Annotated in this window: 25 protein-coding genes; 11 read left to right on the top strand and 14 right to left on the bottom strand. The window is 69.7% G+C overall.

Annotation, left to right across the window (positions count from 1 at the left end; genetic code table 11):
• The first annotated feature begins 11 nt into the window (after window positions 1–11).
• Complete coding sequence (locus BLU81_RS21025) at window positions 12–923, top strand: alpha/beta hydrolase family protein (protein ID WP_092546239.1); 912 nt, start codon at window positions 12–14, stop codon at window positions 921–923.
• 135 nt (window positions 924–1,058) lie between these two features.
• On the opposite strand, the gene BLU81_RS49245 is transcribed toward BLU81_RS21025, so the two are convergent.
• The gene (locus BLU81_RS49245) at window positions 1,059–1,226 is read right to left on the bottom strand and encodes a hypothetical protein (protein WP_172890587.1); all 168 of its coding nucleotides are present in this window, start codon (window positions 1,224–1,226) and stop codon (window positions 1,059–1,061) included.
• A gap of 11 nt (window positions 1,227–1,237) precedes the next feature.
• On the bottom strand, window positions 1,238–2,341 hold the full coding sequence (locus tag BLU81_RS21030) for a steroid 3-ketoacyl-CoA thiolase (protein ID WP_092557400.1): 1,104 nt from the start codon (window positions 2,339–2,341) through the stop codon (window positions 1,238–1,240).
• A gap of 95 nt (window positions 2,342–2,436) precedes the next feature.
• Between BLU81_RS21030 and BLU81_RS21035 the strand changes: the two genes are divergently transcribed.
• The gene (locus BLU81_RS21035) at window positions 2,437–3,657 is read left to right on the top strand and encodes a cytochrome P450 (RefSeq protein ID WP_231954678.1); all 1,221 of its coding nucleotides are present in this window, start codon (window positions 2,437–2,439) and stop codon (window positions 3,655–3,657) included.
• A gap of 284 nt (window positions 3,658–3,941) precedes the next feature.
• Here BLU81_RS21035 and BLU81_RS21040 read toward each other — a convergent pair whose 3' ends face one another.
• The 3 genes from BLU81_RS21040 to BLU81_RS21050 all read right to left on the bottom strand — a co-directional run bounded on the left by BLU81_RS21040 (window position 3,942) and on the right by BLU81_RS21050 (window position 6,925).
• Window positions 3,942–4,961 (bottom strand): DUF3068 domain-containing protein, encoded by a 1,020-nt coding sequence (locus tag BLU81_RS21040; protein ID WP_092546241.1) that lies wholly within the window; start codon window positions 4,959–4,961, stop codon window positions 3,942–3,944.
• 66 nt (window positions 4,962–5,027) lie between these two features.
• The gene (locus BLU81_RS21045; RefSeq protein WP_092546242.1) at window positions 5,028–5,798 is read right to left on the bottom strand and encodes an SDR family oxidoreductase; all 771 of its coding nucleotides are present in this window, start codon (window positions 5,796–5,798) and stop codon (window positions 5,028–5,030) included.
• Window positions 5,795–6,925, bottom strand: a complete 1,131-nt coding sequence (locus BLU81_RS21050; RefSeq protein ID WP_092557402.1) for an acyl-CoA dehydrogenase family protein — start codon at window positions 6,923–6,925, stop codon at window positions 5,795–5,797. Before BLU81_RS21050 ends, BLU81_RS21045 begins: the two co-directional genes overlap by 4 nt.
• A gap of 84 nt (window positions 6,926–7,009) precedes the next feature.
• Here BLU81_RS21050 and BLU81_RS21055 point away from each other — a divergent pair, with 84 nt between their 5' ends.
• The 6 genes from BLU81_RS21055 to BLU81_RS49915 are packed head-to-tail and all read left to right on the top strand — an operon-like array spanning window position 7,010 to window position 14,213.
• Window positions 7,010–8,479: a FadD3 family acyl-CoA ligase gene (locus tag BLU81_RS21055; RefSeq protein ID WP_172890588.1), complete on the top strand. Its 1,470-nt coding sequence runs from the start codon at window positions 7,010–7,012 to the stop codon at window positions 8,477–8,479.
• Window positions 8,476–9,312: an enoyl-CoA hydratase gene (locus BLU81_RS21060; RefSeq protein WP_092546244.1), complete on the top strand. Its 837-nt coding sequence runs from the start codon at window positions 8,476–8,478 to the stop codon at window positions 9,310–9,312. The genes BLU81_RS21055 and BLU81_RS21060 overlap by 4 nt, the downstream gene beginning before the upstream one ends.
• Window positions 9,309–10,385: an acyl-CoA dehydrogenase family protein gene (locus tag BLU81_RS21065; RefSeq protein ID WP_092546245.1), complete on the top strand. Its 1,077-nt coding sequence runs from the start codon at window positions 9,309–9,311 to the stop codon at window positions 10,383–10,385. Before BLU81_RS21060 ends, BLU81_RS21065 begins: the two co-directional genes overlap by 4 nt.
• Window positions 10,382–11,308 (top strand): acyl-CoA dehydrogenase family protein, encoded by a 927-nt coding sequence (locus BLU81_RS21070; RefSeq protein WP_092546246.1) that lies wholly within the window; start codon window positions 10,382–10,384, stop codon window positions 11,306–11,308. The genes BLU81_RS21065 and BLU81_RS21070 overlap by 4 nt, the downstream gene beginning before the upstream one ends.
• A complete protein-coding gene (locus tag BLU81_RS21075) occupies window positions 11,305–12,240 on the top strand; it encodes an acyl-CoA dehydrogenase family protein (RefSeq protein ID WP_092546247.1) in 936 nt (311 codons plus the stop codon). Before BLU81_RS21070 ends, BLU81_RS21075 begins: the two co-directional genes overlap by 4 nt.
• A 38-nt stretch (window positions 12,241–12,278) precedes the next feature.
• Window positions 12,279–14,213, top strand: a complete 1,935-nt coding sequence (locus tag BLU81_RS49915) for a serine/threonine-protein kinase (RefSeq protein ID WP_197686319.1) — start codon at window positions 12,279–12,281, stop codon at window positions 14,211–14,213.
• A 16-nt stretch (window positions 14,214–14,229) separates the two neighbouring features.
• Here BLU81_RS49915 and BLU81_RS21085 read toward each other — a convergent pair whose 3' ends face one another.
• The 5 genes from BLU81_RS21085 to hsaA all read right to left on the bottom strand — a co-directional run bounded on the left by BLU81_RS21085 (window position 14,230) and on the right by hsaA (window position 18,491).
• Window positions 14,230–14,811: a Uma2 family endonuclease gene (locus tag BLU81_RS21085; RefSeq protein ID WP_092557404.1), complete on the bottom strand. Its 582-nt coding sequence runs from the start codon at window positions 14,809–14,811 to the stop codon at window positions 14,230–14,232.
• Between the two features lie 169 nt (window positions 14,812–14,980).
• The gene (gene hsaB / locus BLU81_RS21090; RefSeq protein WP_407923903.1) at window positions 14,981–15,562 is read right to left on the bottom strand and encodes a 3-hydroxy-9,10-secoandrosta-1,3,5(10)-triene-9,17-dione monooxygenase reductase subunit; all 582 of its coding nucleotides are present in this window, start codon (window positions 15,560–15,562) and stop codon (window positions 14,981–14,983) included.
• Window positions 15,562–16,467, bottom strand: a complete 906-nt coding sequence (gene hsaC, locus BLU81_RS21095) for an iron-dependent extradiol dioxygenase HsaC (protein ID WP_092546249.1) — start codon at window positions 16,465–16,467, stop codon at window positions 15,562–15,564. The genes hsaB and hsaC overlap by 1 nt, the downstream gene beginning before the upstream one ends.
• Window positions 16,468–16,519: 52 nt before the next feature.
• Complete coding sequence (gene hsaD, locus BLU81_RS21100) at window positions 16,520–17,323, bottom strand: 4,5:9,10-diseco-3-hydroxy-5,9,17-trioxoandrosta-1(10),2-diene-4-oate hydrolase (RefSeq protein ID WP_172890589.1); 804 nt, start codon at window positions 17,321–17,323, stop codon at window positions 16,520–16,522.
• 1 nt (window position 17,324) lies between these two features.
• On the bottom strand, window positions 17,325–18,491 hold the full coding sequence (gene hsaA / locus BLU81_RS21105) for a 3-hydroxy-9,10-secoandrosta-1,3,5(10)-triene-9,17-dione monooxygenase oxygenase subunit (RefSeq protein WP_092546251.1): 1,167 nt from the start codon (window positions 18,489–18,491) through the stop codon (window positions 17,325–17,327).
• An 81-nt stretch (window positions 18,492–18,572) separates the two neighbouring features.
• On the opposite strand from hsaA, the gene BLU81_RS21110 reads away from it, so the two are divergent.
• From BLU81_RS21110 to BLU81_RS21120, 3 genes are read left to right on the top strand one after another with little or no spacing between them, the layout of a single operon-like run.
• The gene (locus BLU81_RS21110) at window positions 18,573–19,700 is read left to right on the top strand and encodes a Rieske 2Fe-2S domain-containing protein (RefSeq protein WP_092546252.1); all 1,128 of its coding nucleotides are present in this window, start codon (window positions 18,573–18,575) and stop codon (window positions 19,698–19,700) included.
• Window positions 19,697–19,939 (top strand): hypothetical protein, encoded by a 243-nt coding sequence (locus BLU81_RS21115; RefSeq protein WP_092546253.1) that lies wholly within the window; start codon window positions 19,697–19,699, stop codon window positions 19,937–19,939. Before BLU81_RS21110 ends, BLU81_RS21115 begins: the two co-directional genes overlap by 4 nt.
• Window positions 19,939–20,862, top strand: a complete 924-nt coding sequence (locus tag BLU81_RS21120; protein ID WP_092546254.1) for a ferredoxin--NADP reductase — start codon at window positions 19,939–19,941, stop codon at window positions 20,860–20,862. Before BLU81_RS21115 ends, BLU81_RS21120 begins: the two co-directional genes overlap by 1 nt.
• 101 nt (window positions 20,863–20,963) lie before the next feature.
• Here BLU81_RS21120 and dmpG read toward each other — a convergent pair whose 3' ends face one another.
• From dmpG to BLU81_RS21140, 4 genes are read right to left on the bottom strand one after another with little or no spacing between them, the layout of a single operon-like run.
• Complete coding sequence (gene dmpG / locus BLU81_RS21125) at window positions 20,964–21,962, bottom strand: 4-hydroxy-2-oxovalerate aldolase (protein ID WP_197686321.1); 999 nt, start codon at window positions 21,960–21,962, stop codon at window positions 20,964–20,966.
• Window positions 21,940–22,767, bottom strand: coding sequence for an acetaldehyde dehydrogenase (acetylating) (locus tag BLU81_RS21130; RefSeq protein WP_444978670.1), 828 nt, complete (start codon window positions 22,765–22,767; stop codon window positions 21,940–21,942). The genes dmpG and BLU81_RS21130 overlap by 23 nt, the downstream gene beginning before the upstream one ends.
• Window positions 22,768–22,814: 47 nt before the next feature.
• Window positions 22,815–23,768, bottom strand: coding sequence for a 2-keto-4-pentenoate hydratase (locus BLU81_RS21135; protein WP_231954679.1), 954 nt, complete (start codon window positions 23,766–23,768; stop codon window positions 22,815–22,817).
• Window positions 23,761–25,503, bottom strand: a complete 1,743-nt coding sequence (locus BLU81_RS21140) for an FAD-binding protein (protein WP_092546258.1) — start codon at window positions 25,501–25,503, stop codon at window positions 23,761–23,763. Before BLU81_RS21140 ends, BLU81_RS21135 begins: the two co-directional genes overlap by 8 nt.
• Window positions 25,504–25,547: the final 44 nt, after the last annotated feature.

Below are 25,547 nucleotides of genomic sequence, written 5' to 3' on the forward strand. Positions count from 1 at the left end.
CATTCTCGGGCATGACTCACCAGCAGACTTCGATTCCGGCAGGACGAGGCCGACTGTCACTTCACGAGTTTCTCGGCCCGGTTCCGGCGAAGGTCGACCTTGCCGTCGAGTGTCTGGAGCGGGTTGATTGTGGTCGGTATGTACGCGAGAAGGTCCAGTACTCCGTCGGCCCGGACGAGCGTGTCTCGGCGTACGTCTGTGTTCCCCACGATCTCACCGGTGCAGCCCCGGCGGTGTTCTGTCATCACCAGCACGCCAGCCGCTTCGATCTCGGGAAGAGTGAGGTCGTCGGATTAGCCGGCGATCCGGACCAGGCGTACGCGCAGGAGTTGGCAGAGCGCGGTTTCGTCACCATCGCGCCGGACGCGATCGGGTTCGAGGAACGCAACTGGAGTCCGGACGGGGCTTCCAACATCAGCTGGTTCGAGTTGTCCACCCGCCTGGTCCGAGGACGGACACTGCTCGCGTCCTGCCTGCACGAGATCTCGACGGCCCTGGACTACCTGACGTCGCGCCCGGACGTCGACGGGAGTCGCATCGGGTTCCTCGGCCATTCCTACGGCGGCCGGATGGCCCTGTGGGCACCGGCCTACGACCGCCGCATCGCCGCCTCGGTCTCGCACTGCGGCTGCATCCCGTTTCGGCGCTCGTACTCGCACGACACCGGCATCCAAGCCGAGTTCGTACTCCCCGGATTCGCCGCACGGTACGACCTCGAGGACGTCATCGCCTGTTTCGATCAGACGGCTCTGCTCATCTCCGCCGGAACGACCGACAAATGGAGCCGCGGCGCTGAGGACCTCTTCGCCGCCGTGGGGCGAACGCTCGGCAACCGCGTCGAACTGGCCCGATACGACGCCGGGCATGTCTTCACCGAAGCAATGCGAGAGCGGGCGTACCAGTTCCTGAAGGATCGCCTCTGAGCCGCAGGGCCGCAGGGAGCAAGACCATCGCATTCGGCCCGGCGCTCGCGGGGTGGCCTCAGCCCTGTCGCCACCTCGCGGGGTGGCGACAGGGCGGGCTGTTGCGGTTGACCGGCCCCTGGGGCGTACCAGAAATCATCTCTGCCCGTAGAAGTCGGGGGGTGTGAGCGGGTCGTTGTCGGCGATGTTCTGGGCTATCTCGGTCGCACTCGGGTTGAGGGCGGCCATGACCGCGGTGACGCCGATCGCGGCCAGTACCGCGGCTATCACCGCGCTGAGCAGCATGAATCTGAACGGAACCATCGGGTGCTCCTTTACAGGCGTTCGATGATCGTGGCGGTCGACATCGCGCCGCCGGCGCACATGGTGATCAGTGCCGTGGTCGAGTCGGACCGTTCCAGTTCGTGCAAGGCGGTCGTGAGCAGGCGTGCGCCGGTGCTGCCGACCGGGTGGCCGAGAGCGATGGCGCCGCCGTTGACGTTGACCCGGTCCGGGTCGGCGCGGTGCACCGCCAGCCAGGACAGGACGACGCTCGCGAACGCCTCGTTGATCTCGCACCGGTCCAGGTCGTCGATCTTCATGCCGGCTCGGGCCAGCACCCGGTCGGTGGCGGCGATCGGGCCGTCCAAGTGGTAGTACGGTTCCGCCCCGACCAGGCACTGCGCCACGATCCGGGCTCGCGGCCGGAGCCCCAGATCACGAGCCCGGTCGGCGTCCATCAGCAGCAGCGCCGCCGCGCCGTCGGAGATCTGTGACGAGGTGCCGGCGGTGTGCCGCCCGTCGGGGAGAACCGGTTTCAGTCCGGACAGGCCCTCGATGGTCGTCTCGCGCAATCCCTGGTCCCGGCGGACGTCGAGGACCGGGACGATCTCGCGGTCGAATCGGCCCTCCGCCCAGGCGCGGGCCGCGTTCGTCTGCGACCGCACGCCGAACGAGTCCAGGTCCTCCCGGCTCAGGCCGCGGCGGGTGGCGATCCGTTCGGCGGCGACGTACTGGTTCGGCAGGTCGATGTCCCACGACTCGGGCCGGGGCAGGCCCGCGGTGCCGAGGTTGGCCCGCAGCGGCACCCGGCTCATCGCCTCGACCCCGCAGGCCACGCCCGCGCTGATGGCACCGGCGCTGATCAGGCTGGCGATCAGGTGGGCGGCCTGCTGCGCGGAACCGCACTGGGCGTCGATCGTCGCGCATCCGGTGGTCCAGGGCAGCCCGGTGTGCAGCCAGGCGGTCCGGGTGATGTTGCTGGACTGCTCGCCGCCCTGCGTGACGCAGCCGCCGATCGCCTGCTCGGCCAGGTCCACCGGATCACCGAGCCCCCGGAGCGCCACACCCAGCAGCTCGGCCGGGTGCAGCCCCGCGAGCCACCCGCCGCGTTTGCCGATCGGGGTCCGCACCGCATCGACGATCACCGGTGTACCCACCGCGACCTCCAACTAGAACCTGTTCTCGATTGAACCTATCAAATCTCACAACGCTCATGTTTGAATCGGTGGAACTTGTTGCTGTAGGAGGAGCTGTGGCTGAGCCGCGCACCCGCATCGACCCCACCGATCCGGACATCTATCTGCACGGCATTCCGCACGCCGAGTTCGCCGAGATGCGGGCCGGTGATCCGGTCCGCTGGATCCCACAGGTTCGCGGGAGCGCCGGTTTCGACGACGAGGGCTACTGGGCAGTGACCCGGCACGCCGACGTGATGGCGGTGTCCCGCAACAGCGACGTCTTCTCCAGCCGGGAGAACACCGCGATCGCCCGCTTCCAGCCGGACATGACCCGCGAGGGCATCGAGATGCAGCAGGCGATCATGCTCAACATGGATCCGCCGCAGCACACCGCGCAGCGCGCGATCGTCTCCCGCGGTTTCACACCGCGCGCGATCAACAGTCTGCGGGCGGCTCTCGCCGAGCGCGCTGAACAGATCGTCGGGGCGTTGAAAGCCGACAACGGCGATTTCGTGACGGACATCGCCTGCGAGTTGCCGCTTCAGGCCATCGCCGAACTACTCGGCGTCCCCCAGGCGGACCGCGGCAACGTCTTCGAATGGTCCAACTCGATGATCGGTTACGACGATCCCGAGTTCAACGGCGCCGACCCGATGGAATCGGCGATGGGCCTGCTCGGCTACGCCATGCAGATGGCCGACGAACGCCAGACCTGCCCCCGCGACGACATCGTCACCACCCTGGTCAAAGCCGAGATCGACGGCGAGAACCTGTCCGTCGACGAGTTCGGCTTCTTCGTCCTGATGCTCGCGGTGGCCGGCAACGAGACCACCCGCAACGCCATCTCGCACGGCATGCACGCCCTCCTCACCCACCCCGAGCAGTGGGAGCTCTACAAACAGACCCGCCCGCGCACCGCCGTCGACGAGTTCGTCCGCTGGGGCAGCCCGATCAACGTCTTCCAGCGCACCGCCACCCAGGACACGGTCCTTTCCGGTCAACAGATCGACAAAGGTCAGCGGGTGGCGATGTTCTACGGCTCCGCCAACTACGACGACGCCGTCTTCACCACCCCGCACGTCTTCGACATCACCCGCAGCCCCAACCCGCACCTGGGTTTCGGCGGCAGCGGCGCCCACTTCTGCCTCGGCGCCAACCTGGCCCGCCTCGAGATCGACCTGATCTTCAACGCCCTGGCCGACCACACCCCGGACATCACCCTGACCGGCCCGGCCCAGCGCCTGCGCTCCGGCTGGATCAACGGCATCAAACACCTCCCGGTCCGGTACCGCTGAACTTCCATCCCCGATCCTTTCCGGTACGCCTCCGGCGCCGGACAACCGCAACGGCCCGCCCCGTCCCCACCGCGCGAGGTGGCGACGGGGCTGAGGCCGCCCCGCGCCCGCCGGGCCGAATGCGGTGGCCAGGCCCCGTCCGCCCCACACCGCACACGACCACGTCCAGCGCGCCGAGTCGGGGTGCGAATCGAACCGCAACTCGGCACGCGAAGCGGCAACGCCAACAGCGTGCCGAACTGAGGTGCGGAACGAACCGCAACTCGGCACGCCGGGCGGGTCGGCTAGGACGGGACCGGGGTGGGCAGGGGACGGGTGGTCTCGTCGGCCCGGTGGCCGCCACGAGGGCCGGCGGCACGGGAGAGCAGGACGCCGGCCGATACCAGGACCAGACCCAGGATCGCGAGCCCGAGGGGCACCCAGAAGCCGAGCAGGTTCAGCAGGGCCAGGCCGCTCTCGGCCTCCTTGCGGACCGCGTCGAGGGTGGCCTGGTCGTACTGGAGGTCGGCGTCGAAGATGACGACCGGCTGGCCGACGTCGGGCACCAGCTCGCGGTGCTGCTGTTCGCGGTAGCCGACGATGGCGCCGGTCTCCGGTTCGACCCAGAGGGTGCGGGTGGCCCGGTAGGAGATGGTTCCGCTGGTGGCTCCGGGTGCCAGGAAGCCGAGCAGTCCGGCCAGGGTCTCCGCGTTCATGTCGGCCGGCTGGTCCGGGATCTGCTGCTGGAATCGGTAGGTGGACAGGCCGTTGTACTCCTCGGTCGCCTGGTACGCGATCGGCAGCGGCTTGCCCAGGGTGGAGTCCCAGTACTGGTAGGCGCGTTTCTCGGTACCGAACGGGAAGAGGTAGAGCTGGCCGGCGAAGGCGACGTCTCCGGGGGTGCAGGGCGCCTGGGTCTCGGTGTGGCACTGACCGGCCCACGGCACGGCGGCGCCGGATGCGCGGTCCAGGGCGACCCGGCTCTCCGCGCTGTTGATCATCTCACCGGTGTCGATCCGGTTGGTGGAGTGATACACGTTCCAGATGATGGTGTCGCCGCCGAGTTCGGCGGCGGCTTTGAAGTCGGGCTTGATGCCGGTGGTGGATCGCAGTCCGGCGTTCTCGACGACCACCTGCGGCGTCCCGTTCGGCAGCATCTTCGCCTGCACGAACGACGCGTTCGCGGTCTCGACGACCACGTCCGGGGGCACCAGGTCGAGTGGCACCTTCCGCTGGGACGGCACGATGACCCAGGCGAGCGCCATCGCGAGGAGCAGACTGAGGATGCCGAGTCCGAACAGTGTCGCGCCGATGATCCGCTTCATCGAGTCCCCCTGCCAGGAAAGTAGAACGCGTTACAATCTACTGCTCCGTAACATCGATGAGAACCCCTACGGATGCTGACTGCTGACGGAAATGACCTCACCGGTCAGATAGGACGCGTAGTCACTGGCGAGGAACGCCACCACGGTCGCCACCTCCCACGGTTCGGCGGCCCGGCCGAACGCCTCCCGCATGGCGAGCAGGTCCAGGTCCACCTGACTCATCACCTTGCTGAGGAACGGGTGCGCGGCCAGGCTGGGCGCCACCGCGTTGACCCGGATGCCGTGCGCGGCCACGTCCAGGGCGGCGCACCGGGTGAACGCCATCACCCCGGCCTTGGCCGCCGCGTAATGGGCCTGACCGGCCTGGGCCCGCCAGCCGAGCACCGAGGCGTTGTTGACGATCGCGCCGCCGGTCCCCTGCGTGATCATCTGCCGCAGGGCGGCGCGGGTGCAGCGGAAGGTGCCGGTGAGCGTGACGTCGAGAACCAGGTCCCATTCGGCGTCGGACATCTCGGTGACCGGCCGGTTGCCGCCCAGCCCGGCATTGTTGACCAGGACGTCGAGGCGGCCGTACCGGGAGACCGCCCCGCTGATCAGGCGCTGGACCGCGGCTTCGTCGGTGACGTCGGAGGGGATCGCCCAGACCCGGCCGGGGTGCACGCCGGAGAGCTGATCGCGGGTCTCGCCGAGCCGGCGCTCATGACTGTCGCCGAGCACCACCCGGGCACCCTCGTCGAGGCAGCGCCGGGCCACAGCCGAGCCGATCCCGGTGCCGGCGGCGGCGGTGACGACGACGACCTTGCCGGTCAGAAGTCCACGGCCAGGGGGGCCGTTCATCGGCGCGGCAATCCCAGCACCCGGTCGGCGATGATGCCCCGCTGGATCTCGTCGGACCCGCCATAGATCGTGTCGGCCCTGCTGAACAGGAAGTAGCGCTGCCATCGCTCGACGTCCGCCGGAGAACACGCGCCGGAAGCGAGCACGTCCATGGCCAGGTCGCCGAGGCCCTGCCGCCACCGGGTCCAGAGCAGTTTGATCACCGACGGGCTGGCCGGCAGGTCCTCCGACAGGCTCCGCAGCGTGTGTGCCCGCAGCACGGTCAGATCGATCCGGGCCCGGGTGAGCCGGCCCCGTAGCGCCGGATCGCGGGTCGCCCCGGTCCGGCGCGCGACCGTGACCAGGTCGTCGAGGTCGCGCTGGAACCCGACCTGCTGCCCGACGGTGGCCGCGCCGCGTTCGTAGGCGAGGGTGCCCATGGCGACCTTCCAGCCCTCCCCCGGCGCGCCGACGACCAGATCCGACGACGTGACCGCGTCGTCGAAGAAGACCTCGTTGAATTCGCTGTCGCCGGTGAGCTGCCGGATCGGCCGGACCGTGATCCCTGGCTGGCGCATCGGCACGAGCAGGTAGGACAGTCCGGCCGAGCGGTGCCCGCCGGCCGGCGCGGGCGCGGTGCGGGCCAGCACGAAACACCAGTCGGCGACGTGGGCGAGCGAGGTCCACACCTTCTGCCCGGTGATCACCCAGCGGTCGCCGTCGAGCCGGGCCCGGGTGGTGAGCCCGGCCAGGTCGGAACCGGCGCCGGGCTCGGAGTAGCCCTGGCACCACAGCTCGTCGACGGCGGCGAGCGCGGGCAGGAAGCGCTGTTGCTGCGAAGGGGTGCCGTGGTCGATCAGGGTGGGGCCGACCATGGTGGTGCCGATGTGGTCGGGGCGGCTGGGGGCACCGGCTCGGGCGTACTCCTCGTGGAAGATCACCTGCCGGGCCAGGGACGCGCCGCGCCCACCGTGCGCCACCGGCCAGGAGAGCGTGGTCCATCCGGCGGCGGCGAGCCGGCGGGCGAAGGCGAGCCGGGGCGCGAAGGCCTCGCTCTCCCGCCCGACACCGCCGGTGCCGCGCAGCTCGTCGGTGAGATTGGCTTCCAGCCATTCGCGAACCTCGATGCGGAACGCCTCGTCCGGCACTGGCGCCTCCTCCCGGATCACGCGTAGGCTCACGATACCGACCAAGCACTTGCTTGGTAAGCCCTTCCATAGGGGGAGGACTTGATGGAGACCATCCCGGCGGCCGTGGCGCACGCTGCGCGCGAATTCGGCAGGGAACCCGCACTTGTCGACCCGGGTGTGCGCCGCTACGACTTCACCCAGCTGCACGACGAGGTCCGCACGGTGGCCGGCGCCCTGATCGCGAACGGCATTCAGCCCGGCGACCGGGTCGCGCTGTGGGCACCGAACAGCGCGAAATGGGTGCTCGCCGCGCTCGGCGTCTGGAGCGCGGGAGCGGTTCTGGTGCCGATCAACATGCGGTTCACCGGCCCGGAGGCGGACGAGATCCTGCGCCGCAGCGGCGCCCGGGGGCTGATCGTGACCGGCCCGTTCCTGGGCACCGACCGGTTGGCGTCGCTGACCGGGACACCACCGTTCGTGCTGACGCTGCCCAAGTGGGACTCGTTTCTCAACCTGAGATCAACAGACCCATTGCCGGCGGTACGACCGGACGACCTCAGTGACATCCTCTACACCTCCGGCACCACCGGCCGCAGCAAGGGCGCGATGAGCGCACACCGGCAGTCCCTGGGCGTGGCCCGGGCCTGGGCCGAGATCGGCGGCCTGAGTGTCCGCGACCGCTACCTGGTGGTGAACCCGTTCTTCCACAGCTTCGGACTCAAAGCCGGCCTGCTGGCGTGCCTGGTCAGCGGCGTGACGATCGTGCCGCAGGCGGTGTTCGACGTGCCGCGCAGCCTCGACCTGATCGAGCATGAGCTGATCTCGGTGCTGCCGGGCCCGCCGACGCTCTACATCGGGCTGCTGGATCATCCGGCCCGGACCACACGGCGGCTGGGTTCGTTGCGGCTGGCGGTCACCGGTGCGGCGACGGTGCCGCCGGTGCTCGTCGACCGGATCCGCAACGAGCTGGGGTTCGCGACCGTGCTCACCGCGTACGGGCTGACCGAAGCAGTAGTGGCCACCATGTGCCGGCCGGGCGACGACACCCGGACCGTGGCGACCACCTGCGGGCGGGCCGCCGCCGGATTCGACGTGCGGATCGGGGAGAAGGACGGTGAGGTGCTGCTGCGCGGGCCGAACCTGATGCTCGGTTACCTGGACGACCCGGAGGCCACCGCCGAGGCGATCGACGCCGACGGCTGGCTGCACACCGGTGACGTCGGCGAACTCGACTCCGACGGCAATCTGCGGATCACCGACCGGCTCAAGGACATGTACATCTGCGGCGGCTTCAACGTCTACCCGGCCGAGGTCGAACGGGCGCTCGCCGCACTGCCGGCCGTCGCCGAGGTGGCGGTGGTGGGTGTGCCGGACGAACGGCTCGGCGAGGTCGGCCGGGCGTTCGTGGTCCCCCGGCCCGGGACGGATCTGGACACCGCGGCAGTGATCGGTTTCTGCCGGGAACGGCTCGCCGGATACAAGGTGCCCCGGTCGGTGGTCGTGACCGGCGAACTGCCGCACAACGCGAGCGGGAAGGTCCTCAAATATCTGCTGAGGGAGGAGAGCCGGTGACCGATGTGGTGCTCTACGAGCGCCGGGGCCCGGTCGCGCTCGTCACGATGAACCGCCCGCGTTACCGCAACGCGCAGAACTCGGCGATGACCTATGCACTCGACGACGCGTTCACCCGGGCCGTCGACGACGACGCGGTGAAGGTGATCGTGCTGGCCGGAGCCGGGGAGCATTTCTCCGCCGGGCACGACATCGGCACTCCGGAACGGGACGCCGACACGTCCTTTCCGCGGCGGGCGGTCACCTGGTGGGATCACACCGGAAAAGAAGGGGCGGATCGGCGGTACGCCCGGGAGATCGAGGTCTATCTGGGCATGTGCCGGCGGTGGCGGGAGTCACCGAAACCGTCGATCGCCATGGTGCAGGGCGCGTGTGTGGCCGGTGGGCTGATGCTGGCCTGGGTGTGCGATCTGATCGTGGCGGCCGAGGACGCGTTCTTCGCCGATCCGGTGCTGCGGATGGGCATTCCCGGCGTGGAGTATTTCGCGCACCCCTGGATGCTGGGTCCGCGATTCGCGCGGGAGGTGCTTTTCACCGGCGACCGATTCGCCGCCTCCCGGGCGTACGAGATAGGCATGGTCAATCGGGTCGTGCCCCGCGCGGACCTGGAGGCCACCGCTCTCGCTCTCGCGGCGCGGATCGCGGAGATGCCGCCGTTCGGGCTGGCGCTCGCGAAACGGGCGGTGAACGTGTGCGAGGACCAGATGGGAATGCGCGCCGGAATGGACTCGGTGTTCGGGCTGCATCACGTCGCGCACTCACACAACGCCGAGGTCACCGCCGATCCGCTCGCCGGGCTGGACGCGAAGTCGATGAAGAGGGCCGCCCGGTGAACCTGGATCTGGATCCGGCGGCCGTCGCTTTCCGGGACGATACGCGCAGATGGCTGGCGGCCAATGTCCCGGCCACTGCCCTGCCACCGGTGGAGACGTTCGCCGGTGACGCGGCCCACCGGGATTGGGAGCGCCGGCTCGCGGAGGCCGGTCTGGCGGCGATCTCCTGGCCCCTCGAATACGGCGGACGAGCCGCGCCGGCCCTGCACGCGCTGCTTTTCGACGAGGAGTATCACGCGGCCGGCGCACCCGTACGCATCGGGCAGAACGGTCTGTTCCTGCTCGCGCCGACGTTGCTCGCGCACGGGACCCCGCAACAGTGCGCGCGCGTTCTGCCGCCGATGGCCCGCGGCGATCAGGTGTGGGCGCAGGCCTGGTCGGAACCGTCGGCCGGAAGTGATCTGGCGGCCGTTCGCTCGACGGCCCGCAAGGTCGACGGCGGGTGGCTGCTGTCCGGGCAGAAGACGTGGAGTTCGCGGGCGGTCGTCGCAGACCGGGCTTTCGGGCTGTTCCGTTCCGGCGCCGGGGAACGGCACCGCGGGCTCACCTATCTGATGTTCCCGCTGCGCGAACCCGGAGTGATTGTCCGGCCCATTCGGCAACTCGACGGCGCCGCCGGTTTCGCGGAGATCTTCCTCGATGACGTGTTCGTTCCGGACGCCGACGTGATCGGGGCGCCCGGGGACGGCTGGCGGGTCGCGATGAGCACCGCCGGACATGAGCGGGGATTGTCGCTGCGTGGTCCGGGACGATTCACCGCGTCGGCTGCCCGGCTGATCGAACTCGGTCGCACCCGGCGGGTGGCGGACTCCTGGATCCGGGCCCGGGCCTACCGGATGCAGGCTTACGCGTCGCTGGACGAGCCGGTCGCGCCGAGCGCCACCAAACTGTTCTGGTCCGAACTCGACGTCGCGCTGCACGAGACCGCCCTGGACCTGCTCGGGCCGCTCGCCGAAATCGAAGCCGACTGGTCCGCCGGTTATCTGTTCGCGCTGGCCGGGCCGATCTATGCCGGGACCAACGAGATCCAGCGGAACATTCTCGCGCAGCGGGAGCTGGGGCTGCCGCGATGAGACTCGTGCCGTCGGCGGAGCAGCGCGGGTTCGCGGACGCCTTGCACGACCTGCTCTCCGACGCGGACGTGGCCGGGATCTCGGCGGCCTGGGCGGACGGTGACACCCAACCGGGGCGGCGGTTGTGGGCGGCGTTCGGTGAGATCGGCGTGACCGGCCTGCTGACCGGTCCCGAGCCCGGCGGACCGGACGATCTCGTGGTCGCCGCGGAGGAACTGGGACATCACGCCGTACCCGGGCCGGTCGCCGAATCGATCGCGGCAGCGCCCCTGCTGGCCGGCGACCGGTGGCTGCCGGAACTCGCCGCCGGACGGATCATCGTGACGCTGGCCGCGCCGCCCTGGCTGCCGCTGGCCGTCGACGGGGACACCGCCGACCTGGTCCTGTTCGTCACCGGCGACGGGATCCGGTCCGGGCGGCCCGGGGCGGTGCACGCGTCCCCGCATCCGGCACGACGGCTGGCCGAGGTCCGGCCCGGTGACATCCTGGCCACCGGCCGCCCGGTGCGGCACGCCCTGGAACTCGGGGTGCTCGCCTGCTCGGCGCAACTACTCGGGGCCGGGCGGGCGCTGCTGGAGATGTCCATCGCGTACGCGACGACCCGCAGCCAGTTCGGCCGGCCGGTCGGCGCTTTCCAGGCGGTGCAGCATCGGCTCGCGGACGTGTCGGTGGCGCTGACGTTCGCCCGGCCGCTGCTGCACGCGGCGGCGGTCACCGTGTGCCCGGAGGACGTCTCGGCGGCCAAGGTGGCCTGCGGGGAGGCGGCCGTACTCGCGGCCCGGGCGGCGCTGCAGGTGCACGGTGCGATCGGGTTCACCGCCGAGTTCGAGCTGAGCCGCTGGCTGACCCTGGTGCAGGTGCTGCACCGGTCGTGGGGCACCGCCGACCAGCACCGGGACCGGATCCTTCAGGAGTTGCCATGAGTGCGGAACAGGCCGCGTTGCGGGACTCGGTGCGGAGGCTGCTCGCGGGCCACGGCGACGATCCAGGGCTGTGGGGGCGGCTCTGCGAACAGATCGGCGTCGGCGGGCTGACGGTTCCCGAGGAGTACGGCGGATCCGGGGCCACCCTGGCCGAGGCGTCGGTCGTGCTGGAGGAGTGCGGGCGCGTACTCAGTCCCGTACCCGCTCTGGGGTCTCTGCTGGCGAGTCACGCCCTGCAAGGCGCCGGACCGGAGACCCGGGCCAGGCTGCTGCCTCCGCTGTGTGCCGGTGATCGGATCGTGGCGCTCGCATGGCACGGTTCCGCCGTCGTCACCGGCGACCGGATCACCGGGACGTTCCGCGATGTCCTCGACACCGCCGCCGCGGACACTCTGCTGATCGCGACGGCCGGTGAGATCGCCGAGGTGACCGGTGCCGTCCTGGAGCCGCAGAACACGCTCGACCTGAGCCGGCCGCTCACCATGGTGCGCCTGGACGAGGCCCCGATCGTGTGGCGAGACGCATCTCACACCGTCCCCGGACTGCGGGATCTGGCGTGTTCTGCACTGGCCGCCGAACAGGTCGGTACAGCCGAGCGCGCTCTCGAACTGACAGTCGAGTATGTGAAGGTCAGGCACCAGTTCGGGCGCCCGATCGGCTCGTTCCAGGTGCTGCAGCATCGACTCGCCGACCTGTACGTGCGCGTCCAGGCAGCTCGCTCCGTAATCACCGACCCCACAGTCGGCAAGGTCTGGTGCTCGGAGACACTCCGGGCGGTCGCCGCCGAGATGACCCAGATGCACGGCGGCATCGCCATCACCTGGGAACATGACGCCCACCGCTACCTGCGCCGGGCCTGGGCGTCGGCGGAGCTCTTCGGCTCACCGGCCGAACACGTCGCCCGATTGGCCCCGGAATTTCTGGACACCTGACCGGCGGGCCACGGCCCCCGGCCAACTAGCATGATCCGGTGCTTTCACCGGGAGTCGTGCTCAATGGCCGCTATCAGCTCACGCAGCGCATCGCTGCGGGCGGCATGGGCGAGGTGTGGCGTGGCAACGACCTGATGCTCCAGCGGGAGATCGGCGTCAAGGTCATCCTGCCGGCCCTGATGTCGGACCGGGACTTCATCACCCGGTTCCGCTCCGAGGCCCGGATGATGGCGGCGCTGCGCAACCCCGGCATCGTGCAGGTCTACGACTACGGCGAGAACGCCGAAGTCGACGGCCGCCACCTCGACTTCATGGTGATGGAGTTCGTCGAGGGCACCCCGCTGACCAAGCGCATCCAGCAGGCCGGCCGGATCAGCCCGGTCGACACCATGCAGATCGTGGCGCAGGTCGGCGACGCGCTGCACACCGCGCACGAGGCCGGCATCGTGCACCGCGACGTCAAACCGAGCAACCTGCTGGTCCGGGCGAACGGCGCGATCGTCCTGATCGACTTCGGGGTCGCCAGGGAGACCGCGGTCGAAGGCATCACCGGCACCAACGTGGTCCTGGGCAGCGCCCACTACATGGCTCCGGAGCAGGCCGAAGGCCACAAGGTCACGCCGCTCACCGACGTCTACGCGCTCGGCGCGGTGGCGTACAGCTGCCTGACCGGCCGGCCGCCCTACGTCGGCGACAACCCCCTCGCCGTGCTCGCGCAACTCGTCCACGGCAAGCCCCCGGTCCTGCCGCCGGACGTGCCCGCCGGGGTCGCGGCGGTGGTGCTGCGCGCCCTGGACCGTGAGCCGCAGCGCCGTTTCCCGACCGCCGCCGCCTTCGCAGCCGCGGCCCGGCAGGCGGCAAGTCAACCCCATGCGACCCCCGCGCCCGGGTACGGAGGACAAACGCGCCCGATGCCCGCGGGTGGATTCCCGCCCGGCGGCCCCGGCACGGGCGGCTTCCCCGGTCGTGGTGCCCCGTCGGGTTCCTTCCCCGGCCAGCCCCCGTCGGGTTCCTTCCCCGGCCAGCCGGGTCCCGGCACCGGCTCCTATCCCGGTCAGGCGCCCGGCACCGGCTCCTATCCCGGCCGGGCCGCCCCGTCGGGGTCCTATCCCGCCCAGGGCCAGGCATCGGGCCGGTTCCCCAATCAGCGTCCCGGCGCCCCCGGTCCGCAGGGCCGTCCGGGTGGTTTCGCCGCCGGCGCGGCCTCCGTCGGTGCGGCTTCCGGGACGGGTTCGTTCCCCGGCGGCTACGGGGATTCGACGTCGGGCGGCTACAACGCCGGTGGCTTCAACACCGGCGGCGGCTCCGGCGGTGGCAATTCGGGTGGCTACAACTCGGGCGGCTACCAGTCCGGGGGCTTCACCGGCGACCAGTCGCCCCAGCGGAACAAGAGCCTGATCGTCCTGGCCGGCGTGGCGGTGCTCGCCGTGGTGGTCGGCATCGGCGTCGTGCTGAGCAACCTCACCGACGACCCGGACCTGCAAGCCCAGAGCGGCGGCGTCCCCGCGAGCGCCACGGCCGACAACTCGCCCACCGCTCGCGCGTCGAAGAGCCCGAAGGCGCAGAAGACCACCAAACCGGCCAAGGAGGAGGAACCGGAAGAGGAGGAGTCCCCCGAACCGGAGGTCCCGGCGACGAACCCGGACACCCCTCAGAGCCTCTGCGGCGACGACTTCCAGCTTCTCAACTCCGAGGACCTGATCGACGACTCCGGTCTCGTTCGCGGAACGGTCTACCTGCTCGGCGACGCCGGCACCACGAGGTGCGTGGTTACCATCAAGTCCGACAATCTGGACGTGCGGACCTCGGTCTCCGCCACCCTCGAGGTCCAGGACGGCGACACACAGACCGACAAGGACAACGCCCAGTACTCCGTCGGTCCGGTGATCGTGGACTCCGCCGGGGCCTGCGTCCGCTGGAGCGGATCCATCGGCAAGGCCTCGTTCCGGAGCGAGTTCGAGAACTGCCGCTGACCGGCCATCGCGCCGGTCAGCGGCGGTGAACCTCGGTGAGGTCGATCTCGACGTCGAACGGCACCGTCAACGCCACTCGATCGTGGAAGATGCCGACCGGGAAATACCGTCTCGTCGTCGGGTCCAGCTCGTAGGCGTACAGCACCGCTTTGTCCCCGGCATCCTCCACGCGCCAGAAGTGCGGGATGCCGGCTTCGGCATAGAGCTGAGGCTTACGATCCCGGTCGCGGATCTCGGACTCCGGCGACACCACTTCCACCGCGAGCACCACGGCCTCGGCCGGGTACCAGGTGGCCTGTGAATCGACTTCCGCCTCGGCATGGACGACGATCAGATCGGGCTCCGGACGCTGCCGGGGCCCGAGCACGATAGACATTTCCCGGCTGACCCGGAACCGATCCCACGGAGCGGACCTATCAAGGGCGTTCTCCAGAACCCGCAAACACTTCATATGGAAATGTTTCTGCGGACTCACGACGGCAAGAAGCCCATCGATGAGTTCGGTGTGGGCCGGAAGGCCGGGAATCCGATCAAGATCATCTGCGGTGTACCTATCCGTCGGCGGCCACTGCCACTCACCTACCGGTTCAGCGCTCACGGACCCTACTCCCTTCACGGACAGGCTCACCTCCCGCAGCCTACCCACTCGGGTAACCGCATAGACGTCATGCGGTACCCCCGAGCAGGGCCGATACCTGTCCTGGCTGCATTCCACTCCGATTCGGCGGCCTGTTCCCGACCGTGATTCACCCGAAGGTGGACGACCGTCAGATCCAGTCGGTGTGGCGGGGCCAGGACAGCAACGTGTCGACGACCTCTGGGGGTTCGTACGGGGAAACCGGGGTTGTCGTGGTGTAGCGGCTTCGGTGGAACAGCAGCGGTGTGGTGTCACGGCATGGGCCCAAGGTGGTCACCCGGCCGGTCACTATCGCGTGGTCGCCGCCCGGGTGGATCGCCTCCACCCGGCAGTCGGCCCAGGTCAGGGCCTCGGACAGGACCGGGGAACCGGACGGGGCCGGGAACCAGCCGGCCGCGGCGAAACGGTTCGCGCCGCGGGTGCCGAACAGACGGGAGGTCTCGCGCTGGTCGGCGGCGAGGATGTTGACGCAGAAGACGCCGGTGTCGCGGATGCGCTGCCAGGTCTCGGAGCCGTTCCGGGGGCAGAACAGGACCAGCGGCGGGTCCAGGGAGAGCGGGGCGAAGGCCTGGCAGGCGAACCCGGCGGGACCGTCGGCGTCAGCTGTCGTGATCACGGTGATACCGGTCGCGAAGTGGCCGAACACCCGCCGAAAACGGGCCGCGTCCAGGCCCGCACCGGCACCGGGGACGGTGGGCTGAGAGCCGGGGATCAATGGCCGCCGCCGGAGAAGCGGTGGCCCCAGACGCTGTGGGCGGTGGTGTGGCGGGCGATCCAGGTGTCGTCGTCGACGGTCCGGCCGCCGTAGCCGTATTCGATGTCGAAACCGCTCGGGGTTCGTACGTAGAAGGAGACCATGTCGTCGTTGGCGTGCCGGCCCAGCGTGGAGATCATCGGGGCTTTCTGGCGGGCGCAACGGTCGATGGCCCGGCCAACGTCGTCCAGGGTCTCGGTCTCGATCATCAGGTGAATCAGGCCGCTGGGTGCCGGGATCGGGGCCAGGGCCACGCTGTGGTGTCGGGGGCCGCAGCCGAGGAACCGCATCCACAGCGGTTCGCTACCGGGCGGCAGGCCGATGTGTTCGGGGATCAGGCGCATCGTGTCGCGTAACCGGAATCCGAGGATGTCGCCGTAGAAGTGCAGGGCCGCGGCGTCGTCGGAGGCGGGTAGCACGATGTGGCCCATGCCCTGGTCGCCGGTGACGAACCGGGTTCCGGTGGTGCTGAGGGCGGGCCGGGTGTCGAGGGCGGCGCCGCAGAAGAATTCCAGGCGGTTGCCGGCCGGGTCGTCGACGCTGATCAGGTGGGAGACCCGGCGGTCGGCGAGTTCGTCGGCGCCGGCCGGTTTGACGGCGATCCCGGCTTCCTCGAACACTCCGGTCAGCTCTGCCAGGGCGGTCGGGTCGGCGAGTTCCCAGCCGGAGGCGGCCAGCCGGTCCTTCGCGCCGGGAGTCACCACGATGCGGGCGGGCAGTTCGTCCATCCGCAGGTAGACGGCCTGCGGGTCGGGTCCGCGGCCTTCGGTCAGACCGAGCACCTTGACGCCGAAGTCGCGCCAGGCGGGCAGGTCGGTGGCTTCGACTCGCAGGTAGCCGAGGGATCGGATGAGGTTGCTCACGGGCGGTCCCCTCTCAGGATCATGAACCGTTCGGTGCGGCGGCCGCGATAGCTCAAGTGGAAGGGGTGAGGAAATCCATGGCCAAGCGGTTGAACTCGTCGAACTTCTCCAGGTGGGCCCAGTGGCCGCAGCCGCCGAAGACGTGCAGGCGGGCGTTGCGCAGGACCTTCAAGGCGACCAGTGCGCCGTCGAGGGGGTTGACCCGGTCCTCGCGGCCCCAGACGAGCAGGGTCTCGTGGTGGAGCCGGTGGGCGTCCCGCCAGAGGAGCCCTTCCTCGTACGTCGCGGGGTTGCTGAAGGAGGCGCCCATCTCGCGCATCGCCCGCATCGCGGCGGGGTCGCTGGCCGCCTGGAATCGTTCGTCGATCATTTCCGAGGTGATCAGGGACGGGTCGAAGACGAGGGTGCGCAGGAAGGCCGCCAGCCGGGCCCGGCTGGGGTCCCGACCGAAGGCGACGAGCCGTTTGACGCCTTCGGTGGGGTCGGCGGCGTAGACGTTGAGCGACAGCCCGCCGGGCCCCATCAGCAGCAGTCGCCTGACCCGGGACGGGTAGTTCAGCGCGAACCGCACGGCCGTGCCGCCGCCGAGCGAGTTGCCGACGAGGTCGACCTGTTCGAGGCCGAGTTTGTCGAGCAGGGCGGCCAGTTCGGTGGCGGCGTGGGTGAAGTACTGCCCGGTGATCGGGTCGCCGAGCGAGCCGCCGTAACCGGGCTGGTCCACGGCGAGGACGTCGAAATGCGGGGCGAGCACGGGAATCGTTCGGCCGAAGTTGCTCAGCGCCGACGCACCGGGACCGCCACCGTGCAGCAGCACCACCGGAGATCCCGAGCCGGCACGATGAAAGGCAAGCGTCATGTCACACCATAGCGTCGTTGAGCGGCATGCCGAATTCACCGCGGCCGAACATGGACAGTGCCCGTTCCGGGTCGTTGATGGCGTGGACCCGGCCGGCGTGCGCGTCGCGCCAGAACCGCTGGATCGGGGTGCCGGTGCGCAGCGCCCGCCCGCCGGAGTTCTCGAAGAGCCGGTCGACGGCGCGGATCGCGAGTGCGGTGCCACGGACCTGATCGCGGCGGACCCGCAGCCGCAACGGCATCGGCAGTCTGGTGCCCGCGGTGGTGAGGTCCATCAGGTCGCGCATGTCGGCCTGCAGGGCGAACCATGCGGAGTCGATGTCACCGGCCGCCTCGGCCACCCGCACCTGCGAGTGCGGGTCCTCGGCGGCTTTCACCCCGACGTAGGAGGCCCGGACGCGTTCGCGGGTGTATTCGACGTGCGCCCGGTAGGCCCCGGTGGCCATGCCGATGATCGGGGTGGTGATCGCATAGGAGAAGATCGAGGCGTAGGGGATCCGGTAGAGCGGCCCGGGATTCTGCTCCTGCCCGGGGCACAGGCAACGGGCGGTGTCGTTGAAGCTGAGCGACCGGTACTCCGGGACGAAGGCCCCGTCGACGACGATGTCGTTGCTGCCGGTCCCGCGCAGCCCGACGGTGTGCCAGACGTCTTCGATCGTGTAGTCGGCGGCCGGCAGCAGGAAGGTCTTGAAGTCGGCGGGTGTGCCGTCGTCGCCGGGCGGGACGATGCCGCCGAGCAGCACCCAGGTGGCGTGGTCGCAGCCGGACGAGAAGCTCCAGCGCCCGGTGACCCGATAGCCGCCGTCGACTCGCTCGATCTTTCCGGTCGGGGCGTAGGACGACGACATCCTGGTTCCGGTGTCATCACCCCAGACGTCCTGCTGGGCACGGTCCGGGAAGAGCGCGAGCTGCCAGGCGTGCACGCCGATGACGGAGGCGACCCATCCGGTGGAGCCGCAGGCGGAGGCGATCTCGCGGACTCCGGTGAGGAATGTCAGCGGGTGTGCCTCGTGACCGCCGAATCGGGTGGGTTGCAGCAGGCGGAAGAAGCCGGTCTCGGCGAGGGCTTTGACGGTTTCCGGGTCCAGCGCACGGCGATCCTCGGTCTCCTGTGCGTGTTCCCGCAGAACAGGTAACAGTTCTCGAACTCCGGCGAGGACTGCTTCCATGAGATCCCTCCAGGCTGGTTGGCCGCGTGTCGAGCGACCTCTATACTAGAACACGTTCTACCTAGGAACCAGGAGCGGCACATGAGCATCAGCCAGCAACCGCGCACCATCGACGTCGGCCGGCCGCCCGTGAGGTTCGCCCGGGGGTGGCACTGCCTGGGCCTGGCCGAGGGGTTCCGGGACGGGCAGCCGCACGCGATCGACGCGTTCGGCACGAGACTGGTGGTCTTCGCGGATTCGCACGGCGAGTTGCACGTCCTCGACGGCTACTGCCGGCACATGGGCGGCGACCTCACCCAGGGCACGATCAAAGGCGACACGATCGCCTGCCCGTTCCACGACTGGCGCTGGCGCGGCGACGGCCGGTGCGCCGAGGTGCCGTACGCACATCGCATCCCGGCCCGCGCCCGAACCCGCTCCTGGACGACCTGTGAGCAGAACAGGCAGCTGTTCGTCTGGCACGACCCACAGGGCCGGCCGCCACCGCCGGAGGTGGCGATCCCCCGCATCGAGGGCGCGTTCTCCGACGAGTGGAGCGACTGGACCTGGGATTCGGTGCGGATCGACGGCGCGAACTGTCGCGAGATCATCGACAACGTGGTGGACATGGCCCACTTCTTCTACATCCACTTCGCGTTCCCGACGTTCTTCAAGAACGTGATCGAGGGCCATGTGGCGGCACAGTTCCTGCAGACCCGGCCCCGCCCGGACGTGCCGATCGCGGCGAAACAGTCGGGCGACGCGACGTTGCGGTCCGAGGCGGCGTACTACGGGCCGTCCTACATGATCGACTACCTGCACAACGACTGGAACGGCATCGAGATCGAGTCGGTGCTGATCAACTGCCATTACCCGGTGGCGCCCGACTCGTTCGTACTCCAATGGGGTGTGATCATGAAACGCCTCCCCGGCCTGACCCGGGAGCAGGCGGCGAAAGCGGCCGGGAAGTTCACCAAGGGCATCGGCGTCGGTTTCCTGCAGGACGTGGAGATCTGGAAGAACAAGACCCGGATCGACAATCCGCTGCTCTGCGCCGAGGACGGGCCGGTCTATCAGCTGCGCCGGTGGTACGAGCAGTTCTATGTCGACGTCGACGACGTCACCGACGACATGGTGGCCCGCTACGAGTTCGAGGTGGACACCACGCGCGCGGTCGAGACGTGGGAAGCCGAGGTCGCCGCCAACCAGGCTCGGGCCGCGACTTCATGACCGAACGGCAGGAGTACCTCACCGGTGGGCTCACGGCGATCGCCTGCGAGACGTGCGGGCAGCCGGTGCGGGCCGGGCGACGCAGCGCGGCGCAGACCAGCGTGCAGTGGGCCGGACCGGCCTGTGAACAGCTCTCCGCACTCGCCGGGGGACGGCCGACGGCACTCGTCCCGACCTGCCCGGCACTGCGCGCGAGCCTCGACCGAGCCATTCGTGAGGGCCGTCTGGAGGTGCGCTGATGCCCGTCTTCCGCCCGGTCCGCGTCGCCGCGGTGATCACCGAGACCACGGACGCGTGCTCGCTGGTCCTTGACGCCGATCTCGACTACCTGCCCGGCCAGTATCTGACGGTCCGCACCCCGGCCGGCGCGCGCTGCTACTCGCTGGCCAGCGCCCCCGGCACCGGCGAGGCGCCGCGGATCACGGTGAAACGGGTGGCCGGCGGGCAGGTCTCGAACTGGATCTGCGACCGGGTGCGAGCCGGCGACACACTCGACATGGCCGGGCCGGCCGGCACGTTCACCCCACGATCGTTCGACGACGAGCTGTTGCTGCTGGCCGGAGGTTCGGGCATCACCCCGATCATGGGGATCATCAAGTCGATGCGGTGCGTGCCGGTGCTGTTCTACGCCAACCGGGACACCGACTCGATCATCTTCCGGGACGAGCTGGCCGGACTGCTGCCGGTGATCCACTGGCTGGACCGCGAACAGGGCGTGCCGACCGCGGACGCCCTGAAGGAGCTGCTCAGCCCGTACCGAAGCCGGGAAGCCTTTGTCTGTGGCCCGGAACCTTTCGTCGCGGTCGCCGAGAAGGCCCTGCAACTCGCCGGCGTTCCCGCGGAACGGATCCGGGTCGAACGCTTCGCACTGGAACCGGCCGGCGGGCGGGCGGCGGTCGCCGAGGTGGAGATCGACGGACGGTCACACATGCTGCCCTGGGCGGCTGGCCGCCGGTTACTCGACGTCATCGTCGACGCGGGACTCAACCCGCCCTGGTCGTGCCGCCAGGGCCAGTGCGGGGCATGTGCGGTGCGCCTGGTCAGCGGCGAGGTGACGCTGGTCCACAACGAGATCCTCGAGGAGGAGGACTTCGCCGACGGTTACATCCTGGCCTGCCAGGCGGTTGCGGTGAGCGATCACGTCAAGGTTACTTACCACTGATTTTCTCGTACGTTCCACAGCAGCCCCGCCTCGTCCCCGCGAGGTGGTATCGCCCGCCCGGCCGACGGCGCGGCCGCCGGGCCGGAGCGGCCCCTCCCGGTTCAGGCGAGTTCGCGCGCGATCGTGATCAACTGATCCTCCTGGCCGCCGACCAGACGACGCTCGCCCGCTTTCACCAGGATCTCCGCGCCGGAGACGCCATACCGCTCGGCCAGCGTGTAGGCATGCGTCAGGAAGCTGGAGTAGACCCCCGCGTAACCCATGATCAGCGACATCCGGTCCAGTTTGCACTCGTCGGCCATGGCCGGGCGGACCACGTCCTCGGCCGCGTCCACGATCGCGAAGAAGTCGACACCGGTGCGAATGCCCAGCTTGTCGCAGACCCCGACAAACGCTTCGACCGGCGTGTTCCCGGCCCCGGCACCGAACCGGCGGGTGCTGCCGTCGATCTGCTTCGCACCGGCCCGGTAGGCGAGGATCGAATTGGCCACGCCCAGACCCAGGTTCTCGTGCCCGTGGAATCCCACCTGCGCGTCGGCGCCCAAATTCGCCACCAGGGCGGCGACCCGATCACTGACCTGATCGAGAACGAGCGCCCCGGCCGAATCGACCACGTAGACGCACTGGCATCCGGCGTCGGCCATGATCCGGGCCTGCCCGGCGAGCCGTTCCGGTGGCGTCGAGTGGGCCATCATCAGGAACCCGACGGTCTCCAGCCCCAGGTCGCGGGCGATGCCGAAGTGCTGGACCGAGATGTCCGCCTCGGTGCAGTGGGTGGCGATCCGGCAGACACTCGCGCCGTTGGCGGCGGCCTCCCGGATGTCGTCGAGCACTCCCACGCCGGGCAGCATCAGGAAGGCGATCCGGGCCCGGACGGCAGTGGCGACCGCTGCTTTGATCAGCTCTTGTTCGGGCGTACGGCTGAATCCGTAGGTGAACGACGACCCGCCGAGCCCGTCGCCGTGGGTAACCTCGATCACCGGGACTCCGGCGTCGTCGAGTGCCCGGACGATCGCGGTGACCTCGTCGACGGTGAACTGGTGACGTTTCGCGTGCGAGCCGTCCCGTAGCGACGAGTCAGTGATCCGAAGATCGAGCAAGTTCCTCACCCACTCTGGTAGCGGCGGCGGTCATGATGTCCAAGTTCCCCGCATATTTCGGCAGATAGTCGCCAGCGCCTTCGACTTCAATGAAGATCCCCACCCGCAACAGGTCTCCGACCATGTCGAATTGCGGCTCGTCGAGCAGTCGATAGCCTGGCACGTATACCGAAATCTCGGATATACGGTCCTCGATCGATTTGACGATCACGCCCTGATCCGCGTCCGGCGACACCGCGCAGAAGATCGTGTCCCGCATGACCAGCGGAGGTTCGGCCGGATTGAGCACGATGATCGCCTTCCCGCGGGCCGCTCCCCCGATCGTCTCCAGCCCGCGACTCGTGGTCCGGGTGAACTCGTCGATGTTCGCCCTGGTCCCCGGCCCCGCCGACCGGGACGCCACGGTCGCCACGATCTCGGCATAACTGACCGGCGTCACTCGCGAGACGGCGTGCACCATCGGAATGGTGGCCTGCCCGCCACAAGTGATCAGGTTCAGGTTGCCGGCGTCACGGTGCGCCCCGAGGTTGACATCGGGCACCACCGCCGGCCCGACCGCCGCCGGTGTCAGATCCACAGCCCGGATGCCCGCCGCAGCGTAGCGGGGCGCGTTCGCCCGGTGCACCGCCGCCGAGGTCGCTTCGAAGACGATGTCCGGCAGCACCTCCTGCCCGAGCAACCAGTCCACTCCCGAACTGCCGACCGCGAGCCCGTGCGCAGCGGCCCGCTCCAGTCCCGGACTGTCCGGATCGATCCCGGCCATCCACCGCGGCTCGATCACCGGCGACCGAAGCAGCTTGTACATCAGATCCGTCCCGATGTTCCCGGACCCGACAATCGCCGCACTCAACATCAGCCGTCTCCTTCCCCCTCGTTCCCCACCCGCTCGGACCGATCCGCCCGCCCGGCCTGCTCGGCATGGCCGGACCGCTCCGTTTGCTCGGACCGCTCCGCCTGTTTCGCCTGCTCGACCTGTTTCACCTGCTCGACCTGCTTTGCCCGAGGGCCACGGTGAACGCTGTCCGCCGGTGCGGCGAAGGTCAGACGCACCTCGCCCAGCCCACTGAACTCCGCGCGGAACTCGTCACCCGGATGCACGTCGACGGCTCGTGCGCACGCCCCCGGCATGATCAGATGCCCGGCCCGCAGCCGGACCCCGAACCGGGCGACCTTCCGGGCCAGCCAGGCGACCGCGGTCACCGGATTCCCGAGCACGGCATCCGACCGCCCGGCGGCAACGACTTCACCGCCCCGGCGCAGGACCGCGGCGATGCCGCGAGGATCAATATCCTTCGGCGGTACGCGCCCCGGCCCCACGACGAATCCGGCCGACGACGCGTTGTCGGCGATGGTGTCCGGCAGGCTGATCTTCCAGTCGATGATCCGGCTGTCGATCAACTCGATCGAGGGCGCAAGGGCCTCGGTAGCGGCGAGCACATCGTCCTCGGTGCACCCTTCACCGGGCAGATCGTCCCCGAGCAGGAACGCCACCTCGATCTCCACCCGCGGAAAGCAGTAACGGGAGGCGTCGACGACCAGGTCCTCGAAGAGCCGCATGTCAGCGAGCAGATGCCCGTAGTCGGGTTCGCCGACCCCCATCATCTCCTGCATGGCTTTGGACGAGAGCCCGACCTTGTGCCCGACGACTCCCGCGCTGCGCCGCCGGATGTTGTGCAGCTGAATCGCGTAGGCGTCCGCCACGGAAAGCCCCGGATAGTCCCTGACCAGCGGCCCGATCGGCACCCGTTCCCGCTCCGCCGCCCACAGCCGCCCGGCGAGTTCCCCCAGTTCAGTAGCGTTAAGCACAGCCCTCCCCTTCTCGATCCCGGATCGCGCCGTCCGGCCCCGCGACGTGCGCCGGGGCCGGGGTGGCCGCATGACGTCCGGCCCGGCGCCCGGAGAAGACGCAGTCGGCGAGGGACAGCCCACTGACATAGGAACCGGAACAGACACCGACCGCTGTCCGCCCGGCCGCATAGAGCCCTTCGATCACGGTGCCGTCCGGCCGCAGCACCCCGCCGGTGTCCTCGTCCACGGTCAGCCCGCCAAGGGTGAGCATCGGCGCGGGCAACGCCCGCAACGACACGTCAAGCAGCGAGAACGGCGCCCGGCCGAGCACTTTCAATCCCCGCCCGGGCACGCCGTTCGCCCCGGCAGAGGAAGCAGGAGTGGAGGTCCCATCCGGCCCCACAGAGGAAGCGGCCGAATCGGTCGCCGCATCCGGCCCCGCAGAGGAGACAGCCGAATCGATTGCCGCCTCCGACCCCGCTAAGAAGGCGGCCGAATCGGTCGCCGCCTCCGGCCGGGTATGAGCGGCGACTGTCTCGGCCAAGCCGGCCGGGTCGATGCCGGCTCGGCGGGCTGCTTCGGCGACGGTCGGTGCCGAGATCCGGTGGGCCAGTAACCACCGGACCTGGAGACGCTGGAACCACAGGGTCTGGGCGCGCAGTCGGCGACGGGCCTCGGCCAGCACCGCGGCGTCGACCAGCAGCCAGGCCCGGCCACCGGGACGGTCCAGGATCCTTTCGCCGATCGCGGCACCGTACAGCGACTCGTCGCAGATCCGGCGCCCGTCCCGATCGACCAGCAGGCCGCCGAGCAGCGCGGACGGCGGAGTCAGGAACCGCCACAGGGTGACCCGGTCCAGATGACGCACACCCGCACCGGCCGCCGTCCCCAGCCGGATGCCGGAGCCGTCGTCACCGGGCGTGCCCAGCCGCAGGCCACGATAGCGGGGCGCGTGCTCCCGCATCATCTCCCGATCGAAGACGAACCCACCCGCGGCCAGCACCACAGCATCCGCGGGAATCACCAGGTCCCGGCCGTAACGGTTCTCGATCCAGCCGACCATCCGGTGCAGCGCCCGCCCGAGCCGGGGCACGTAGACCCCCGGTTTCACCGACCAGCGATGCAGCCGGTCAAAGGCGAACCGGGCCCAGAACGGCGCAGCCCGCAGGGTGCGGCAGCGGACCCCACCGACCCGGCCGCTCGCATCGACGACAAGCGACACCGCCCTGGTCCGCAACAGCACTTGGGCCCCAGCGGCCGGGGTAGAGGCGGCACGGACTGAGGCGGCCAGACGCGCGTGCAAGGTGCCGCCGGAGGTGCCTCGGGCGAAGACACGATGTCCGCGCGGGGCCGGGCCGGGGTGCAGGTGTTCGTTGCCGGACTGGTAGAGGTAGTGCCGGTTGGACGGGTAGGACGTCTTGTCGGGGCAGAGGCTCGCGTCGAACGGCACGCCCTGTTCTTCCAGCCAGGCGAGCATCGCCGGGGATTCGTCGCAGAACCGGCGCAGGGTGCGGTCCGAGACGGCGCCTTGTACTTCCCGGTGCAGGTATTCGTACATGGCGATCGGGGTGTCGGTGATCGCCGCCGACCGCTGCTGGCGCGTCCCACCGCCCGCATAGACGACGCCGCCCGAGATCGCCGTGGCGCCGCCGCCTCCGAAACGGTCGACGACCAGCACCGATGCTCCGGAAGCGGCGGCCTCGATCGCCGCGCAGGCCCCGGCCGCGCCGAAGCCGACCACCACGACGTCCACGCGCACCTCCTAGGCGTTGCGGGCCGGTTAACTATAACCTGTTC

Source organism: Actinoplanes derwentensis (assembly GCF_900104725.1).
Lineage (GTDB): Bacteria > Actinomycetota > Actinomycetes > Mycobacteriales > Micromonosporaceae > Actinoplanes > Actinoplanes derwentensis.